Here is an 18,755-nt window from a genome sequence, read left to right on the forward strand (position 1 = left end):
CTGATCTAGCATTTAAATTAAATTGTTAGATTAGCGCCAATTATTTAAGGTCGAATGGTTTATATCTATAGATGATTCGTTATTTTAATATGAATTATTGTTATATTTACATAACTGATAACCAAAAAAACATCCCTTGATTAGAGAAAAATCCAACAAATATCTTCTCACTGCCTTGTTATTTGGAGTGGTTTTCCATTCTAGTGCCATATTTTACACTCTTGAGAACACCTACGACGCACTTATTCACTTATTTTTCGGGAATCATTACGCTCATAGTTGGTTTGAACCATGGAATTATAGTTGGTATACCGGATTTACTGTAATGGGTTATCCGCCATTAGTGCATCAAAGTATTGGTTTGTTGTCGTTAATTGGTGGGTTAAAATTTGGTTTATACACTGTAGCCATCATCGGAATCGTGCTTTTTATCACAGGAGTATATCGTTTTTCACTACTCATGACGGGTAACAAAAACGTTGCTGGATATGCCTCGCTCTTAGCCATTTTTTCTTCTTCTTTTGTTGAAACGCTACATGTTTTTGGACAATTACCCAGTATTGTGGGCATTTCGGTTTTGATGCATGCTTTGCCTGAAATTTATAATTGGATTAAAAAGGGTAAGAAAAAAAGTTTCTTCAACGCAGTGTCATTAATAGCAGTTACCGTTTGCTCGCATCATGTTACGCCTTTGTTCGGAATGATATTCTTCATACTACCCTTAATTGGCACAGCGGTCATGGATGCCGCTCGAGATAAAGTGGAAAATTACAAAAAGGTCACTTTTAAAATTTTCATAATCACGGCCATTCAACATTTAAAGCGAATGATTTTGTTTGGGGGTACCGCTGTCTTTTTGATTGTTTTTTGTATTCTTCCTTATTGGATCAATTCTAAAAAAAATCCAATAACTCAAGTGCCTATTCCACATGGAAGCAGAGATAATTTTATTGAAGTTACCTCATCTGGATTGATGTTTTTTGTTATTCCGTGGGGTGTTCTGTTGTTTTTATTACCTTACTTTTTTTATCGCTATTTTAGTAAACGCTACCTCTTTTTTGGGTTGTCTTTTTCGTTATTAGCCTTATTGGGTACTGGAGGGACAACGCCTATTCCGTTGAAAATTTTAGGCGACAATGCTTTCAACATTCTGACCTTGGACCGTTTTACTTTATGGGCGACGTTCATGAGTTTGCCGCTTTTTGGCGAATTGATTTATCGATTGGTTGAAGGTGATTTGCGAGATAGTTTAGAAGCAAAATTTGGCTCGGTTTATTACAAAATTGTAACGGGACTTTTTGCAGGCGCTTTTTTATTGATGGCAATTTTCACAATCACGCTTAGCTATTTTCGTCCCTTACAGCCTCAAAAAATCAATACGCTTCCAATTGTCAATTTTTTAAATCAAGATCAACATGACAAATGGCGTTATTTGCCTTTAGGATTTGGCGATCAAATGGCAGTGTTATCCTATCAAACCAGAGCCATGACCGTGGACGGAAATTATCACTCCGCCAGACGGCTTCCGGAATTAACCTCCAGAGCCATCGAACGTTTAGAAAATTCAAAGTTTAGAGGACTCGAAGGCATCGGGTCATTACAACAATTTTTGACCGTTCCCGAAAAATACAATCTGAAATATGTCTTTTCCAATGATAAGTTTTACGATCCTATTTTGTACTTCTGTGGATGGCATCGCTTGTCACAATTAGAAAATGGCATCATGGTTTGGGAAAAACTTAATGTTCCTCCTTTGTCCAAAATTTTGCCTTTTGAAGAAGTACCGGTTTACCAAAAATTACTTTGGGCCATCACCCCTATGGCGACAGTGCTTATTGCTTTCATCCTAAATATTCAAATGATTTTCTATCAGGCATTGAAAATAAAACTCCTTGTGCAACCTGATTTTCTAAAATATTCCCTTAAATATGATCATTTTTCTAATAAGATACTCACCGTTATGCACATTTGGGTGATTCTAATTATGGGAATTTTATCCTACTGCATTTATCTTTTTTACATCAATAATACCGCTCAAATTAGCCCAAAAAATGTAGTAAAAGCATATTATGATGCCTTAGATTACAAAGAATTTGAAAAAGCCCATTCCTATTTGGATCCTACCTATCATAAATCTTTATCCCAATTTATGTTAGAAACTTCCGTACAAGATGGTATTTTAAATTCTTATGCAAAACTCGATGCTATTGATATGAAGATTACTAATCTTTCTGCCAATAGAGCCAAAATTAAAGTGTTTACAAAATGGATAACCCCAGTCCGAAAATTATCCAAAGAATACCTGCATGAAGTCATCAAACGTAAAGGAAAATGGTTCATCATTCCAAATAAAATTGATTTAGACATTCCTCCTGATCAATTTGTAGCCAATAATACAACCGAGTATTACAAACACGGAAGACGCGCTGTATCTACTCAAGTTACCTATCATGAGGACATTTTAAAACAACCTGTCCTAGAAATCTTATCGGCAAAACTCATCTACTTTAAAGGGGAATACATCATCATTGGAGAACTACAAAACGTAGATGACTTACCCGCAGATGTGGTGTTGAAATCGACGCTATACAACAAAAACAATAAAATGGTGGCTACATTCAACTCCAAATATGAAATCAAACACAAACTCTTACCCAAAGAAATTACCAGTTTCAAAGTCAATTTTGAAGATATCGCTTGGGCAAAAAAAACAGATATCAAACCAAAAACTTTTGATCCAACCGAATTTACTCCTGCAGAGCTCAACGATAAACCCTTTACTTTTGATATTCAAAGTGCCGGAAACGTTGCCATAACCGATTTATACAATCAAGTAGCCCTTTCTGAATTAACCATTGAAGAAAATCATCTCAAAGGCACACTATTTAATTACGGAATACAAGAAAGTACTATTCCGGAATTACTGATTTCCTATTATGACCAAAACAAAGAACTAATCTACGTGGATCATTTTTTCCTGGGAGATGGAGTAAGAGTGGAACGCAAAAATTATTTTGACTATGAACTTAAAAATTTAACCCACTGTAAAGTCATCCTTTCGAGTCTAAAAAATTGTTTTGTAAACGGCTTGAGTAACGCCTCAATTTCAGAAGCTATTGTACCAAACAGAAATTATACACATGCTCCACAACAACTGCAAAAAGTGAAAGGCAGAGGTTTTAGCTATATTAAAATTGAAATCAATAATTTCATAGGTAATCCAAGATAATGAAAAAAAGCTATTACATCATACTCAGCATTATCTTGTTGTTCCTTTTAGGATTTGGATACTCATTGCCGGATAGAAAACCAGTATTCCAATTCCAAGAATCGCCTACGCCTCCTATTGCAGGACATCCTCTTACATTGGCCTTCAAAAGTAATCTTAGTAATCTAAAACCTGAATTATTTATTATCCATTCCTACGGAAAAACAGTTTTAGAAGCTACAGAAAAAAACAATACTTATTTTTTTGAACTGCCCAAAAGTTATTATTTCAAAACAGGTATTGTGTCTTGGTTTTTAATTGTAAAAAACCAAACCCTTCAAAAAGGAATTCTTAAAATAGAGCCCAATGACGCGACAAAAACGGAGATAGAAAACTATTTAGGCCCCAGAACCATATTGGCAGGCGGGAAGGAATTTACAATGCTCGTAACCATCCCAACAGACGCTTATGATAATCCTAAAAAAGATCAAACTAACGTACTAGTGAAATATCAATTTTTAGAAAATATAACAACAACTCTTTTAAAAACGAATTTTTTCATCACCTGGTACTCCATCTATTCACCTAACAAATCCGGAAAATTATTAGCTTCATCAGAATGTGAAAAGATAGCCACTAAAGAAATTGAGACCGAAATTTATCCCAATATCCCTACTAATTTCACGATATCGTTTGACAGAAACCACCGCTTTGCAGATGGCAATCATTTTACCAAGTTTAGTACTTCCCAAATAAAAGACACCTACGGCAACATCATCAGTGACGGCACCCTAGTTTCCTTTATAATTAGAACTAAAAATGACTACATCCTAAAAAGTTTTGGGGCAACTATCAACGGAATCGCTACAGCAACTATCTTACACCCTGATCATGCCGAAAAATATAACGTTAAAGGATATGTAACCGGTATTGCAGAAAGTAATGATCTTTTCATCACTTATGCTCCAGTAATTACTACCTTTCAATATCAATTTTCTAAAGATCATAGAACACTCAAAGTAGGACCTTTAAAAAGTTTTATGAAACAATTAGTACCCGACGGCATCAAAGTAGTGGTAAAAGTGTTCCATAAAAATATGCTCCGTAACACCATTCAAGAAGAAACCACCAATGGGGTTGCTACATTTAATTTTTTAAAAGAATATTACCCCTTAAAAAAATATAGCTTCGAAATCTCTACCATGGGAATCACTAAAAAAACAAAAACACTAAACTATGAGTCTCATCAATAATAAAAATATCATCCGATTAGTGTTATTAAGTTCCTTTATTTTTATAAACGTTCTCTTACTTTATGGTTTAAGTAACGTATTAGAATTTCTAAATTCAGGCGCTGATAGAAAAAATATTCTTCACTTAGAAAAAGAAACCATCAATACCTATCTACCGAAAGTAATTTGGGAAAAAATCGACAATGAAGGCCGTGTCATGGAGCCTAATACCTTACAAATTTTAGAAAAACATTACCTCCTTTCTTGGTACATAAGAAACAATGCCTTTGAAGAAAATAAAAAAAATGGTATCGAAGATTTTTATACCAAAAGCTCTAGAGCCAATTTATTTAAAACAATAGATTACAATAAAAAAAATAACATCCACATTGAGAGTACCACGATTGAACATCATCCCAGAATAGAATTTTATAGTGCCGATGGACAACAAATTGCTTTAACCGATAAAAATGTAATCGAATTTCAACATGTTTACAAAGACAAAAACCTGATAGCTGAAATTCAAGATACGGCTACTTACAAAATTGTCTTCCTATTAGAAGATGGATTTTGGCGCATTCGCCACTTTTATAAAGCGCCAAAACTTCCATTTTTAAAAGACACGCTTCCCACGCTTTCCGAATTTAAAATCGTAGGCAAAAAAATAAAATTCAAATCCAATGACTTTGTCATCAAAGGCATCAATTATTATCCAAAAAACGCGGCCTGGGACATGTTCGGAAAATCATTCCAATTAGACACGATTGCAAAAGATTTTGATATTATTAGCCATGCTAAATTGAATACCATTCGAATTTTTATTCAATATGAAGATTTTGGTAAAGCGGATGTAAAACCTGAAAAATTAAGAAAATTAAAAGCAATTTTGGACTTAGCCGAACACAAAAAACTAAAAGTTATTGTGACTTTATTTGATTTTTATAGCGATTATTCTTTAAAAGATTGGTCTCTAACATTACGACATGCTGAAAAAATTGTGTCCACTTTTAAGTTACATAAAGCCATATTAGCATGGGATTTAAAGAACGAACCCAATTTAGATTTTGAAAATCGTGGCAAAGAAAATGTGCTACATTGGCTAGAGCAAATGGCCACCTTAATTAAAGAAAGTGACCCTAATCATCTAATTACCATTGGCTGGTCAAACTCCACAGAGGCCACTCATTTAAAAAACAAAGTTGACTTTATTTCGTATCATTTCTACAATGCAATTAGTGATTTTGAAAATGAACAAGCTCAACTTAATAAAAAAACCTCCAAACCTATTGTCGTACAAGAATTTGGAATCCCCTCCTATAAAGGAATTTGGAATTGGAATGGATACAACGAGGAAGAACAAGCACAATATCATAAGCAAATGCAACTTCTTTTTAAAAAAAACAACGTCGCCTTTATGTCATGGACACTGTATGATTTTCCAAAAGTCCCTGATATTGTAGCGGGCAAATGGCCTTGGCAAAAATTAAGACAGAAAAAATTCGGTTTTATAAATGAGAAAGGAATCAAAAAAGCCGCTTTTCAATATATCAATCATTAAACATCTTGGTGCAATCCCTTATTAAGTAGTTTAGAAAATAGAAGTGAAAATTTTACCAATAGTTATTAAGAAAATTAACTTAATAGTAAAAAAACACTCGAAAGCAGCAACAACCGTTTAAATCTTATATTTTAATTTAGCCTTGCGTCGCTATTTCTCTGATTTTATCGTTTAAAGTTGTAACTATTTTCGTAAATTAGACCTTGACTGTCAATGCATTAGTCCCGTAACATTTATAAAACCTACCCATGAAAAACTCAGCTAAATTACTGCTTCTTTTAGTATTAATGCCTGCCCTACTGTTTTGTCAAAACATGCAATCTGGATTTTCGAATTTAGAAAAAGGAGAATTTGATCAAGCTGAAATTTTTTTCAACACTATTTTGAAAGAATATCCACAAAATAAGACCGCGAGGCTTTGTTATGCCAGAGCTGTGGGATTAAACAAAGACCCACAAAAAGCGCTAGCCTTATTCACAACCTTAAGAGCCGAATATCCCGAGGATCTCGAAATAAAACTGAATTATGCTGAATCGTTACTTTGGAATAAAAAATTTGATGACGCAAAAGTTTTTTATAAAGTACTCGTTACGGATTATGAAAGCAATTTTGTAGCTCATTTAGGCTATGCAAATACCCTTTCAAATTTAAAAGAATATAACGAAGCCTTGCAACAAGTCAATAGAGCACTTGAAATTTCTCCAGGTAATCAGGGAGCATTAGTCTCCAGAAAATACATAAAATTAGGCTACGCAAACGAAAAAATAAGCGACAAAGAATATGATAAAGCGGAACAATTTTATGACGAAATACTAAATGATTTTCCCGGAGATAAAGAAACTTTATTGAATAAAGCCAATTTGTATTTAATTACAAAAAATATTGCCAAAGGTAAAAGTACTTACGGCATACTTTCGAAAGACAATCCAATACTTTCCTTAAACGGACTTTCGTTACTTGAACATCTAGATGGAAAAGAAAAAAAAGCATTAGAAAATTCCAATAAAGCGATCAGCGAACTTTCGACTTCAACACCAATTGAATTAATCAAACAAACGCAAGAACGTAATGTTCAAGCCTTAATTTGGAACAAAAAATACACACCAGCAGCAAATAAAATTGATGAATTAACCAAAACTTACCCTAATGAAAACTGGGTTTTATCCTTAGCCGCCACCCTTGCTATCTATAAAAGTGAATTTAAAAGTAGTATTTCAAATTATTCCAAAATACTCGAAAATGATAACAAATCCTTTGATGGTAATCTAGGAATTGCCAACGCTTTTTATGCCTCAGGAAAAACAGACGATGCCGTTAAAGCAGTATATCAAACACTTGAAATCTTTAAAAAACAAAATGATGCCACAAACTTTTTAAATAAGATAAAGGAGGATTATACACCCTACTTGGAAGAAAAAATAAGCTATTCATTTGATAATGGTAATAATACAGCCCAATCATTTAAAACTTTGTTATTCTTTCCAATATCTACAAAATGGGCTGCAAGTGCTACCTACCAATTTAGAAAAACCGGAAATTCACAAACAGACATACAAGCAAATTCAAATGATTTTTTATTGGCTTTTGAGTATAAATTCCATCCTAAAATAAGTTGGAATTTTGAAGGAGGTGTAACCACTGCTAATGCAACGCAAACAAGTTATTCTCAACCTCTTTTTCATTCATTTTTCAAAATAAAACCATACAAATTGCAAGATTTAGAAGTGGGATACAAAAGAGAAGTTCAAAATTTCAATACCGATTTAATTGAAGAAAAAATAGCAACGAATAATTACTATTTCAATTTTAACCTTTCTAGTAATTTTAACCTAGGCTGGTTTACACAATATTTTTTCACTACTCAAACAGATGACAACACAAGAAACTTACTTTTTACCTCGCTTTACTACAACATTCTGCCAAAACCTGCTGCCAAAATAGGACTAAATTATCAATATATTAGCTTTAAAAATCAAGTTCCAAACACCTATTTTAGTCCCAGTAAATTCAATGCTTTTGAAATTTTTATAGATTGTTTGAAAGATGAAAAAATAAGCTTAGCCAAAGAATGGTTTTACAGTGCTAATGCGGCCTCGGGCTTCCAATTTATTGAAGACAATAAGAAACAATTTACCTACCGAGTACAAGCTAAAATAGGCTATAAATTCTCTAATAGATTACTAATGAATTTATACGGCGGACGAAGCAATATCGCATCGGTTACTGTGGCTGGATTTACATACACGGAATTCGGATTACGAATAAAATGGTATTTGTACAAACTTCCACTTTTTAAATTATAAGGCTAGCTTTTTTATTACCCTTAAAATTCTAACCCTATTTTCAAGGTAAGTTATTGGCAAAATCAATTATCGCATTTAATTCCGGTTTCGACTTACACTATTTCGCTAGCAATTCACCAATCAATATTCTCGCTAAGACGCAGTATTCATATTGCTTTCTTTGCGGCTTTGCTAGAAATCAATATAAAGCATAACAGTATTTTATTCTAATTATCCCAGAATCCGCATTAGACTTCGTAGCGAAACTGAATTATTCAATAAAAGCAAGAGCTCAAGGACTATTTTTGAAGAAGGAATACTTTTGTATTTTGAATTTAAAAATGGGAGTAAGTTCTTGGTCTTGAAGAAGAATTTAGATGTAGTAGATTTCTAATGCGGAATCTGGGATTATTCAAATCTAAAAGTTGTTAAACCCAGAATCCAATAAAAAAACCACCTTTTGTGCATAAAAGGTGGCTTTCAACATTACTACAAAATAACTAATTAATCAATTCACTATGAACTTGTTACTGTATTTTTTATTCTCTTTTGTGGTGACTTCAAAAAAGTAAATTCCTTTATTTAGGTTGGCTACATTTACCTTCACTTCATTAGAACCTGTTTTTTGATTGTAGTTCTGAATCAAATTACCCAAAACTCCGATAATTTTAACCGTAGCTTCTTCTGTAAATTCAGGAAGTACTATTGTAGTTTCTACTGAACAAGGGTTAGGATAACTGAAAATTTTATTCGTGGCTAGAGAAAAGTCATTTATTCCTAAAGTGCCGTTTGTCGATAACCTCAAATCATTGATGGCTATGGCAAAACTTTGAAAGGAAGCATAATCCCCAATAGTTGAAAAAACAAATCCTTTTAATTTTTCATTGTTATAGCTTTGTCCTTGAGCATTTTTAAAATCTGCGAAACTTATACTTAATTCTTTGGCGGTGAGGTTCGGATCTACTTGAAGACGGTATCGTTTATTCCAATCTGTCAAATTTTCTGTTACTAGCACCATTTCTAGCGCTTTACTATTCTCAACTTTAAATTTGACATAAGAAAAGCCTGTTGCGTCAAGTACTAATTCTCCCGGAAGTAAATTTCTGAATAAGTTTACTGTACCTTTCACTGTACCTTCCACTTTGACATCTCTTTCCACCATATAGTCATTTAAATTAGCTTTACTAGAAGCCACTTCTTTGGATACTTTCGTGGCTATATTGTTAATTTCAAATTTAGTAATTACAGTTTCAGCAGCTTGATAATCTAAACCCCAAGGCCCATCGGCCATGTATGCAGCATCAAATTTTGAGGTATTGTTTTCTTGAATAGAAAGTCCTAAATCGAATAAATATCCTGTATCTACTTCTACATTTTCAGTGTAACTTCCGCTTAAAGTCAAATTTTTGGTAAAATTATCGATTGAAGAAAACTCCGTCACTTTTTTGTTGCCTGTAAATAGCAAAGAGGTCGCTTTTGATTTATTGACTAACGATAGGGTTAGCTTTCCGTCTTTGTAAACTCCTTTTCGTATAAAAACAGCAGGGATTTTATCAGAAACCACATCTTGCGTTAGTGCAGCTTTGGCTTTAAATTCTTTGATGATACTATTTGTAATACTGCAAACTTGTCCCATATTCATTCCCCAAACTTGAAAATTCAAATAGTCTCCTTTGGGATACTGGCTCAAATTCCAATAACTCTGCAATTTTGCAGTTCCATTTGGATTCAGAATTGAGAAATGCAATGCATATTCAAGTGCTCCATTTTCTCTTTTTATTTTACTCATAATCATTTCAAAATCATCTATGGTAATCGTTCTGATATCCTCCAAAGAAGAGCTATTCAAACGATCACAAATCGCTTTGGAGTGACTATATACTTCAGTTTGCGTAGTTGTTGCGAGCACCGCTGCCACTCTTTCATTGGCTTGATAATAATCAACCGAAAATACTTCAGTAGCATTAGTAATACTTTTTAAATCATTGGGGCTAGAAACAGTACTAGTTTCTGAACCATACATAGCTGTGACTGGTAATAAGGAATTAATAGCAATTCCTGCGGCACTCTTTGCTCCTGCACTGGATTTAATGTATTTTTTTTGAGTTTCTTTTTTATCATTATAGGAATTGTTTTTCATTCTACTAAAGTTCCTTTTAGCAATTAGAACCGCCAAGCTACCCTCACTTTCAAGTCCACCGTTATTCCCCGAAGTCACATTATTAGAAATGCTTACATCCGCAATGTTTTCAGAAGTAATAGCATCATAAGGGTTGGCCGTAATATAAAAAATAGCATCATTAAAATCTTGATCACAATTGCCGTAATCCCTTCTAATATCCTCAAAACCTAACAAAATTCTCTGGTTGGTTGGATCATTTAATAACACATTGTGTTGTCTTAAACTAGCGGTCCCTTCAGGATTAAATCTCGTATCTGAGAATAATCTCCACAAGCCATTGGTCACCGCTGATCCATTCCACGCGTTGGCTAACAATACCCATCCAATACCTGTTCCTGCTGGAAAAGTACCAATTTTTACTTTATCTCCAGCTAGCAATGAGCCACCACTCCCTTGTCCTGAAACATTTGGAAAAATTATAGTAATATCTGAGCTACTAGGAGCAGCAGTGGGGGGATTATTAATGTCGTAAGTGTAAAATCCTAAAACATTTCTATATCCCGCTCCTTCACTTACAAAAGTAACCCAAACATCGGCTGGTTTTGTAACAACAATATTTGTATCATATCCTGAGGAGATGTACTGTGGATTGTAAGTAGGTACCGGATAATTCTCTGGTAAAGAATTCGATACTAGTGCCAAAGTTGCGGCATTAACCACATCCTTTGTATCAAAATACATTGGTGTTCCGTCAGAGGTATAGGATCCTAAAAACTTGTAGCCCTGGGAATACCCAAAAGAAGTTAATAATAATACCAAAAAAAGTAATGCTGTTTTCATAGCTTGTAATTTTAGATTTGAGACTAAATTAAAAATACTTTTGTTGCTAAATTGTAGTAATAGCCCAACGAAAGATATCTATCGATGAGTAGCAAAAAAATAACGATTAGAAAAAAAATAAGATGCGCATTTTTCCTGAGGTACAGAAAAATTAAGCTACAGTAGCTTGAGATCCCACTCTAAAATTTAAAGAGGCTAAATTTTAGACACACCATACAAAAATTTATTACTATAATAAATTTAAACGTTTCATTAATTCAGGTCGATTTGATCGACTAACGGGCACTAATTGTTTAGTGATTAACACACTATTATCTTCAATGTCGATAATTTTGGTAATATTAATAATAAAGGAACGATGTACTTTTAAAAATAAATGTTTTGGTAATTTCTCTTCAATTTTTTTTAAGGTAGAATGTACAATGTAATTTTTATTTTCAGTTAAAATGTGAATATAATCTCCTTTTGCTTCTACAATTGTTAAAGAATTAAATTCAATTTTAATCAATCTTCTATCAATATTAACATAAAACTCCTTGGTATTATCCACTGATACTGGCGCATTTACAAAATCAACAGGCTTTGTATTTTGAGAAACTAATACTTTGTGAACCGCTTTTTGAAAACGTTCTAAAGTAATTGGTTTCACTAGATAATCTATGATACATTCATATTCAAAAGCTTCAATAGCTAAATTTTTGTCAGACGTCACCAAAATAATCTTTGGCGGATTTTTAATCAATTGTATAAAGTCAAAGCCTGTAAAATCAGGCATATGAATATCCAAAAAAATTAAATCAACGTCATTTTGATTTAAAAATTTTATGGCATACACCGCATTATCAAAATGATCTATCAGGTTAAGCTTTTCTTCGGTAGCAATCATTTGGGCAATTACTGCTCTTGCTAATGCTTCATCATCAATGACTATACAATTCATAAACTATTCATTATCATAAAGTTACAACAAAATTTTGTATTTTGTTTAAGATTTCTTCAAATTCTTTTTTCATTTCAATTTGATCGATTTTTAGGGCGTTTTCATATTTTTCGGCTATAGCATATCCTTCTATTAACCCTAAAAAAGACACTTTATGTTTTAATTTATGCACACAATCTGCGGCTACTTTATACTCGTTTGAGATAATAGCTTCCTGATAAATTTTCACTTCTTGGGGAAGTTCAGATTTTAAGATTGAAATAATTTTAATTTCAAATTCCTTATTTCCAGCCGATAGTTGGTTGATATATTCTAAATTAGGATTTTCCATTGTTTTTAGGTAAGGTAAAATAAAAAGTAGTTCCTTCTTTTTCTTCGCTTTCAAGCCAAACTTTGCCATGATAAAGTGAAATAATTTTCTTTACAATGGAAAGTCCAATTCCAGGGGCTTGGGTATCGTTATCTAATTTAGTAAACACATTGAAAATTCGCTCAAAATACTTTGGATCAATGCCTTTACCGTTATCTTTTACAAAAAATTCAAAATGATCAGATTTGTCAATACAACCTACCCTAATACTTCCGTAGTCTTTATCTGAATTTTTGACAGCATTTTCGATTAAATTTAATAAAACTTGTTTAAATCTAACAAAATTACCATACACAATCGGTAAATCATCTTCAATCGTAATTGTTATGTTTTTTGGAATTACAATCGTTTTAACCACTTCATCGCATAAATGATTAAAATCCACTAATCGATCTTCGGACTTAATTTTATCAATGGTAGAATAATCTAATATTCCTTTAATGAGTAAATCCATTTTTTCAACATTGAAAATCACCTTTTTTAAGGATTCCATTCCATCTTTCGCAATTACTCGCTCATAATCTGACATGAACCAACCTATCAAAGTATCAATATTACGTAAAGGAGCCTTAAGATCGTGAGACACCACATGAGCATAATCACTCAATTCTTTATTTTGTTTTTCTAAATTTTGCAATAAAATTTCTCTTTGTTCATTGATAGAAACAATTTCGAGAGCTTGTTGTTTTAAATACTCGGCGGTATTGAAGGCTGTATCCTTATTTATTTTGGATACTTCGACATTCATAGATTCGAATATTTCTTCTAATTTTTTGTTGATTTCTTTTAAACTTTCGGCTTCTGCACGTAATTTTTGATTGGCAAAAAATAATTCATCTGAACTAATTTTCATTGCCCTTTGCAACATGATAAGTTGTTGATCAAAATCATCATATGAAGCGTTAACTAAATTAAGAAAATCCTGAATCTCTTCTAATTGTTCAGGTTTCAATTTCTTCTTAATTTGTCGGCTTAAAAGTGGATTCATTATTCGCTGATTAATGTTAATGTCATGGTTTGATTATGTAATTCACAAAAGGTATTATCTGAAAAAGGAGCCATCTCGCCATAAGAATAAAACCCACAGATTGCCGTTTTTTGACCAATTACATTATGAACTTCTTCAATTTCTTCTTCTACTCTTTGCTTCATTACAAGCTTACGGCCTACGCAACTTACAATTAATGCTAATTGAGGAGGGTTCACTCGGTTTTTCATTGCTTGATTCCCAGCATTATAGGCACCTTGAACCAATTCATCATTAGACGCCATCATTAATTGTACTTTTGAATTCATAGGTACATCACCTGCAAGTGTCATTGAATTATTATTTTCATCAATACTTAAAATGGTTCTAACAACAGGTCTATCTTTGTTTTCTTTGGTAACATTTAAGGGATACAAGAGAGAAGATTGCGGCAATTCGTTGGCTAACTCTCCTAAATATTTTTTATACAATTCTAATGCAGGTAATCCATCAATTTCATAAAGCACATTTTGATCTGATTTTGTGATCATTCGTTCAGGCCCAAAGGCGCTCCAACCTCCCACACTAGCTACAGAAAATTCCAAACTATCACCATAAAAACCAATCAGTACTACTTCACCTGCTTTGGGATTTTCTTTGTATGAGGCAACTGTTTTTTCAAATTTATGGCCATCTCCACACATACCGCCAGAAATGATATGCTTGTCTTTTAAATCGGTTTCTAAGCCTTGAATTAAGGCGCTACCATTAACAAAACTTCCTTCAGATATCAAAAAAAGATGCTTGAGGTTTTGTTCAGGAAACTGTGCATACAAATCTACACCTAATTTAACTGCATCAAAATTATAATCCAAAATATTAGCCCTTTTGATAATAAAACTTGATTTTTCAAATTCTACAACAGTGACTGTAATCGATTCATCAAAAACATTAGTGGCCAGAATTTCACCTGATGTAGAGCCATACACAATATCTTCATAAGGAAATTCCTCTCTAACTGCATCGATAATCATAGTATTTTCTAACATCGCTCGATTTCCAAAAACGAGAACTAATGGATTCTTTACCTCTATTTTTGGTGACAAATAACACCATTCTTGGTTTTGCATCAAATATGCTTGTATAATTTTCATAAGCAAAAAATATATGTAAGGTTACTACTGATTTACTATTTACAATCTGAATAGGTACTCTAAAAAATATTTTTAGGGATTCTAACAAAAAATGTTGTGCCAACTTTTACTTCACTTTCGATCCAAATCTCACCTTTGTAGTTGTCAATAATTCTTTTAACAATAGACAGTCCGATACCTGTTGAATGCTCATTTTTTGTAAATGATTGAAATATCGCAAATACCCTTTCTTGATTCTCTTTTGCTATGCCGGGGCCATTGTCTTCTATTGAAAATACATAATTATTTTCATCTTCCTTAAAATCTACTTTAACCCATCCCGGGTTTTTATCAACATAGGTAACGGCATTTCCAATTAGGTTTTGAAAAAGTTGCTGCATTCTATATTTATCGGCTCTTATTGTAGGTAATTTTTGAACAATTTGCACCGTCACCGTTTCAGGAATATGGATGATGCTTATTAAATTGTTAATGATATCATTAACATCAACAAAATCCGTTGTAAGTTCGATAGTATCAATTTTAGAGTACGTCAAAATTCCTTGGATAAAGTGATCCATCTTTTCGACTTTACCTTGTATTTTGTTCAAGTAATCCAAAGTATTCATGTTTAAGGCATCTTGATTATCTTCTTTGATCCAAGAAATCAAAGCGTGAATACTTCGTAGTGGTGATTTTAAATCATGAGCTACAATTTGGGCATAATTATTCAATTGCTCATTTTGATTTTCTAAACGCAACAAGAGTTGTTCCTTTTGATGCTCTAAATTTTTTTGATCTGTAACATCCAAATGTACTCCTATGGATCCGATCAACTCTCCTTTTACATTATAATTTGGAGCTCCACTTATAAGTAAATATTTTTCTGTCCCATTTTTGATTCTAACTTTTACTTCATAGGAAATGATACCTTCCGTTTTATTGTGTTTAAGATTTAATACATTTTCACCAGCATTGAAATAGAAAAAATCTGATTTTTTACCTATCAATTCTGAAATAGTGTAGCCAGTGATATCACAAAAAGTTTGATTTGCAAATACTATTTCGTCTTCTAGATTTACCTCAAGAAGTCCCATTTTCATACTTGCGATAACATTGCTGTACTTATCCTTCTCTACTTTGATAGATTCTAAAAAGTTTTTTTCAAGGCTAACATCTTGCTCTATCGCAAAAAATTTAAAAATTTTACCATATTTATCCCGTAAAGCCTGTCCTTGTACTCGAATCCAGTATTTTTGTTTAGATTTTGAATAATTTAGAATATCACAATTAAAAGGTTCTCCTTTTGCTATTTGATTCCTTAAATATTTTACAGTTTCCGGATCCGTTTCTTCACCTTGTAAAAAATTTCCTGGTCTCTTTCCTATAACCTCATCGGAGGTATATCCCGTCATTTTTTCAAAACTTTTATTAACCCATTCAATATTGCCGTTTTTATCAGAAATAATCACCGCGTTAATATTTACATCTGCTATGGACGACAAAATATGTAATTTTTCTTCTTTTTGTTTTTCAAGCGTTATATCATCAATCATCGCAAAATAATGAGTTAAACCATTTTCGTTTTTTATGGGTTGTCCTTTAGATCTTGACCAAAAAGAGTGACCACTTTTTGTGTTGTGCAATAATTCCACATCAAATGTTTTACTTTCGTGAAAAGCCGTTACCATTTTTTTAACGTCTTCAAGATCTGTATCCGCGCACTTACCAATTTCTATGGGAGTCCTTCCGTAAATTTCATGCTTGGTATATCCCGTTAAGCTTTCGTAAGCTTCATTGCACCAATAAATTTTTCCATCTGGATAACAGAAAATTACTCCATTTTTGTTAGCACTTGCAACTACAGATATCTTATTAAGTTCTTGTTTATCTTTCTCTAAAACTGCCTGTTCTAATTTTACAGTAGTCAGCATATTCTTCAAACCTTCGTTATGGGCTTGATATCCTTTTAAATCAGACAGATATTCGAAAATAGGGGCGTGAACCGAAAAATCATGATTGGACAGTCCCATATTTTCAATACTCTCTATATCTTTAAAAATAGGAGTGCCTAGAAATAAATAATCAGAATCACTTTTTGTTATTTGCCCTTCGAGTCTTATCGTGTTTTCTGGTAAAAAATTCAGAGTTACAGTTTCCTTTGAAACTAAGCAAATCGTTTCTAAATCTGTGATAGTATCATATGGTTTATCTAATTTAAAAAAAGTCCAGAAGTTTGCGCCACTACTGAGCATTGGACACATTTTTTTAAGGGAAGAACCAATATTTTTAATATATAAATCTTCATTAATCAAAATATGAAAAGGAAAGATTGTATCAAAGGTAGGCTGATTGAAGTGGAATTGAATATTTTCCATGTTGAAAAAATTTGGGGATTTTTATTCGAGAAAAAAAACAAAAACTAGCAAGCTATCAAACAACTATAATAGCTTAGCAATCACTAATTTACAATATTTTATCTTTAAACGACACATTTCATCGATGAAAAACACTTTGATGGAATAATTACGTAAAAACACGTAAGAAAAAATCAATGTTTCATAAAAAAACACCTTAATTATTTTCGACTAAGGTGTTTCTCAATGCTTGCAAAAGAAATTATTGTTCAATCAATTCATTCGTACTCCAATATTCTATTAACTTCTTAATTCGTACCAGATAATCGTCATACTTTAAGGGTTTAATTAGATATCCTGCAATTCCAATTTTGTAACATTCCAACAAATCACTATGATTGCTAGAGGTAGTTAGAACAATAGAAGGTATGTATTTCAAAACGGGATCGTCTTTCAAAATTCTCAAAAATTCTATACCATTTAATTTAGGCATGTTTAAATCTAAAACAATAATGTCAGGAATTATTGAACGGTCTTTCAAAACTTCAAGGGCTTCTTCTCCATTATTAGCTTCAATAATCTTATGGTTTATTTCTAGATTACTTAAAACTCTATTAAATTTCATTACTTCAATAGCATCATCTTCTATTAAAAGTATATTTAGTGCATTTGCCATTTTTATAAGTTATAAGATTGTTTAGTAAAATTAACTTAAAGATACATTTGTTTTTTTAAATATCGTTAATTAACGAGTAAGTATCGATGAATAAACCATAAGTATCGATGAATGGTAATATTAAACCTAAACTATTATTAATCCTTAGATTTTACACAATCTTGCAAAGCAGCTTCTAAACTTTTAAAATGAAAACGAAATCCAAGATGTAGTAATTTATGGTTTGATATCCGACGACCTGTTAACACAATCACAGCCATTTCACCAAGAATGAGTTCCAATACAAAAGCGGGGATATTAGGCAACCAAACTGAATAATTATAAACAGACGCTAGGGTTTTGGTAAAAAGACTATTGGTAGTACTGTCCTCAATTGTTGCGTTATAGGCCCCTTCCATCTGATCATTTTCAATCGCCTCGAGATAAATTGCACATAAATCATGAATATGTATCCAAGGCATAAATTGTTTTCCTGAACCTAAAGGAGCTCCTAATCCTTTTTTAAATATAGGAATCATTTTTTGTAAAAAACCTGCTTTATTTCCCAATACTAAACCTGTACGTATCTTTACCGTCCTAATACCAAGGGATGCGATACCATCGGCAGCTTTTTCCCATTCTTCGCAGACTTTTCCCAAAAAATCATGTCCCACTTGCGTTTCTTCTGTGCAAATACCTTTCCCATTCAAGGCGCCATAAATACCTATTCCAGAGGCTGATATAAAGGCTTGTACTTTTTTAGCATTTGACTTTAATACATTTCCTATTAAAGTAGTCGATTGCACTCTACTCTCTAAAATAGCTTTTTTACGGGCCGCCGTCCATCGTGTGTCACCAATGGATTCTCCTGCGAGATGAACGATGTAATCAGCCTCCAAAATCGCTTTTTCATCTATCGTCCCCGAAGAAACATCCCACAAATAATAAGAAACCGCTGCAGTATTTGGCCGTAATGTTCTAGACAAAACCAAAACTTCATAGCCTTTCTTGACCAACAAAGAAGTTAAATAAACACCAACAAATCCAGTTCCTCCTGATATTACGACCTTCTTTTTCATTTTATTTTTTGT

At 32.7% G+C, this 18,755-nt stretch carries 12 protein-coding genes; 4 read left to right on the forward strand and 8 right to left on the reverse strand.

The genetic code is table 11. The features are described from left to right. Window positions 1-139 precede the first annotated feature (139 nt). From ACSVH7_RS12500 to ACSVH7_RS12515, 4 genes are all read left to right on the forward strand, one after another. Entirely contained in the window at window positions 140-3,229 is a 3,090-nt protein-coding gene (locus ACSVH7_RS12500; protein ID WP_438067090.1) for a hypothetical protein, read from the forward strand. After that, on the forward strand, window positions 3,229-4,461 hold the full coding sequence (locus ACSVH7_RS12505) for a hypothetical protein (RefSeq protein WP_438067032.1): 1,233 nt from the start codon (window positions 3,229-3,231) through the stop codon (window positions 4,459-4,461). The genes ACSVH7_RS12500 and ACSVH7_RS12505 overlap by 1 nt, the downstream gene beginning before the upstream one ends. Continuing rightward, window positions 4,445-5,998, forward strand: a complete 1,554-nt coding sequence (locus ACSVH7_RS12510; RefSeq protein ID WP_438067033.1) for a glycoside hydrolase family 2 TIM barrel-domain containing protein — start codon at window positions 4,445-4,447, stop codon at window positions 5,996-5,998. Before ACSVH7_RS12505 ends, ACSVH7_RS12510 begins: the two co-directional genes overlap by 17 nt. A gap of 248 nt (window positions 5,999-6,246) precedes the next feature. Next, window positions 6,247-8,301: a tetratricopeptide repeat protein gene (locus ACSVH7_RS12515; protein WP_438067034.1), complete on the forward strand. Its 2,055-nt coding sequence runs from the start codon at window positions 6,247-6,249 to the stop codon at window positions 8,299-8,301. 487 nt (window positions 8,302-8,788) lie between these two features. Here ACSVH7_RS12515 and ACSVH7_RS12520 read toward each other — a convergent pair whose 3' ends face one another. The 8 genes from ACSVH7_RS12520 to ACSVH7_RS12555 all read right to left on the reverse strand — a co-directional run bounded on the left by ACSVH7_RS12520 (window position 8,789) and on the right by ACSVH7_RS12555 (window position 18,743). Next, entirely contained in the window at window positions 8,789-11,242 is a 2,454-nt protein-coding gene (locus ACSVH7_RS12520; RefSeq protein WP_438067035.1) for a DUF4114 domain-containing protein, read from the reverse strand. 229 nt (window positions 11,243-11,471) lie between these two features. Next, on the reverse strand, window positions 11,472-12,182 hold the full coding sequence (locus ACSVH7_RS12525) for a LytR/AlgR family response regulator transcription factor (protein ID WP_438067036.1): 711 nt from the start codon (window positions 12,180-12,182) through the stop codon (window positions 11,472-11,474). Between the two features lie 13 nt (window positions 12,183-12,195). Further along, window positions 12,196-12,513 carry an Hpt domain-containing protein gene (locus ACSVH7_RS12530; protein ID WP_438067037.1) on the reverse strand — a complete coding sequence of 106 codons (318 nt, stop codon included), beginning with the start codon at window positions 12,511-12,513 and terminating at the stop codon, window positions 12,196-12,198. Further along, window positions 12,500-13,540, reverse strand: coding sequence for a sensor histidine kinase (locus ACSVH7_RS12535; protein ID WP_438067038.1), 1,041 nt, complete (start codon window positions 13,538-13,540; stop codon window positions 12,500-12,502). Before ACSVH7_RS12535 ends, ACSVH7_RS12530 begins: the two co-directional genes overlap by 14 nt. Continuing rightward, window positions 13,540-14,673, reverse strand: coding sequence for an FIST signal transduction protein (locus ACSVH7_RS12540; protein ID WP_438067039.1), 1,134 nt, complete (start codon window positions 14,671-14,673; stop codon window positions 13,540-13,542). Before ACSVH7_RS12540 ends, ACSVH7_RS12535 begins: the two co-directional genes overlap by 1 nt. A 59-nt stretch (window positions 14,674-14,732) precedes the next feature. After that, the gene (locus tag ACSVH7_RS12545; protein WP_438067040.1) at window positions 14,733-17,030 is read right to left on the reverse strand and encodes a PAS domain S-box protein; all 2,298 of its coding nucleotides are present in this window, start codon (window positions 17,028-17,030) and stop codon (window positions 14,733-14,735) included. 241 nt (window positions 17,031-17,271) lie between these two features. Further along, a complete protein-coding gene (locus ACSVH7_RS12550; RefSeq protein ID WP_438067041.1) occupies window positions 17,272-17,685 on the reverse strand; it encodes a response regulator in 414 nt (137 codons plus the stop codon). Between the two features lie 137 nt (window positions 17,686-17,822). Then, window positions 17,823-18,743, reverse strand: a complete 921-nt coding sequence (locus ACSVH7_RS12555; RefSeq protein WP_438067042.1) for a TIGR01777 family oxidoreductase — start codon at window positions 18,741-18,743, stop codon at window positions 17,823-17,825. Window positions 18,744-18,755 lie beyond the last annotated feature (12 nt).

The organism is Flavobacterium sp. TSSA_36, assembly GCF_051547165.1.
GTDB lineage: Bacteria > Bacteroidota > Bacteroidia > Flavobacteriales > Flavobacteriaceae > Flavobacterium.

Excerpts from the sequence above, each read along its gene's own strand:
- ACSVH7_RS12505 (WP_438067032.1), top strand. The coding sequence starts at position 3,229 with ATGAAAAAAAGCTATTACATCATACTCAGCATTATCTTGTTGTTCCTT.
- ACSVH7_RS12510 (WP_438067033.1), top strand. The coding sequence starts at position 4,445 with ATGAGTCTCATCAATAATAAAAATATCATCCGATTAGTGTTATTAAGT.
- ACSVH7_RS12515 (WP_438067034.1), top strand. The coding sequence starts at position 6,247 with ATGAAAAACTCAGCTAAATTACTGCTTCTTTTAGTATTAATGCCTGCC.
- ACSVH7_RS12520 (WP_438067035.1), bottom strand. The coding sequence starts at position 11,242 with ATGAAAACAGCATTACTTTTTTTGGTATTATTATTAACTTCTTTTGGG.
- ACSVH7_RS12525 (WP_438067036.1), bottom strand. The coding sequence starts at position 12,182 with ATGAATTGTATAGTCATTGATGATGAAGCATTAGCAAGAGCAGTAATT.
- ACSVH7_RS12530 (WP_438067037.1), bottom strand. The coding sequence starts at position 12,513 with ATGGAAAATCCTAATTTAGAATATATCAACCAACTATCGGCTGGAAAT.
- ACSVH7_RS12535 (WP_438067038.1), bottom strand. The coding sequence starts at position 13,540 with ATGAATCCACTTTTAAGCCGACAAATTAAGAAGAAATTGAAACCTGAA.
- ACSVH7_RS12540 (WP_438067039.1), bottom strand. The coding sequence starts at position 14,673 with ATGAAAATTATACAAGCATATTTGATGCAAAACCAAGAATGGTGTTAT.
- ACSVH7_RS12545 (WP_438067040.1), bottom strand. The coding sequence starts at position 17,030 with ATGGAAAATATTCAATTCCACTTCAATCAGCCTACCTTTGATACAATC.
- ACSVH7_RS12550 (WP_438067041.1), bottom strand. The coding sequence starts at position 17,685 with ATGGCAAATGCACTAAATATACTTTTAATAGAAGATGATGCTATTGAA.
- ACSVH7_RS12555 (WP_438067042.1), bottom strand. The coding sequence starts at position 18,743 with ATGAAAAAGAAGGTCGTAATATCAGGAGGAACTGGATTTGTTGGTGTT.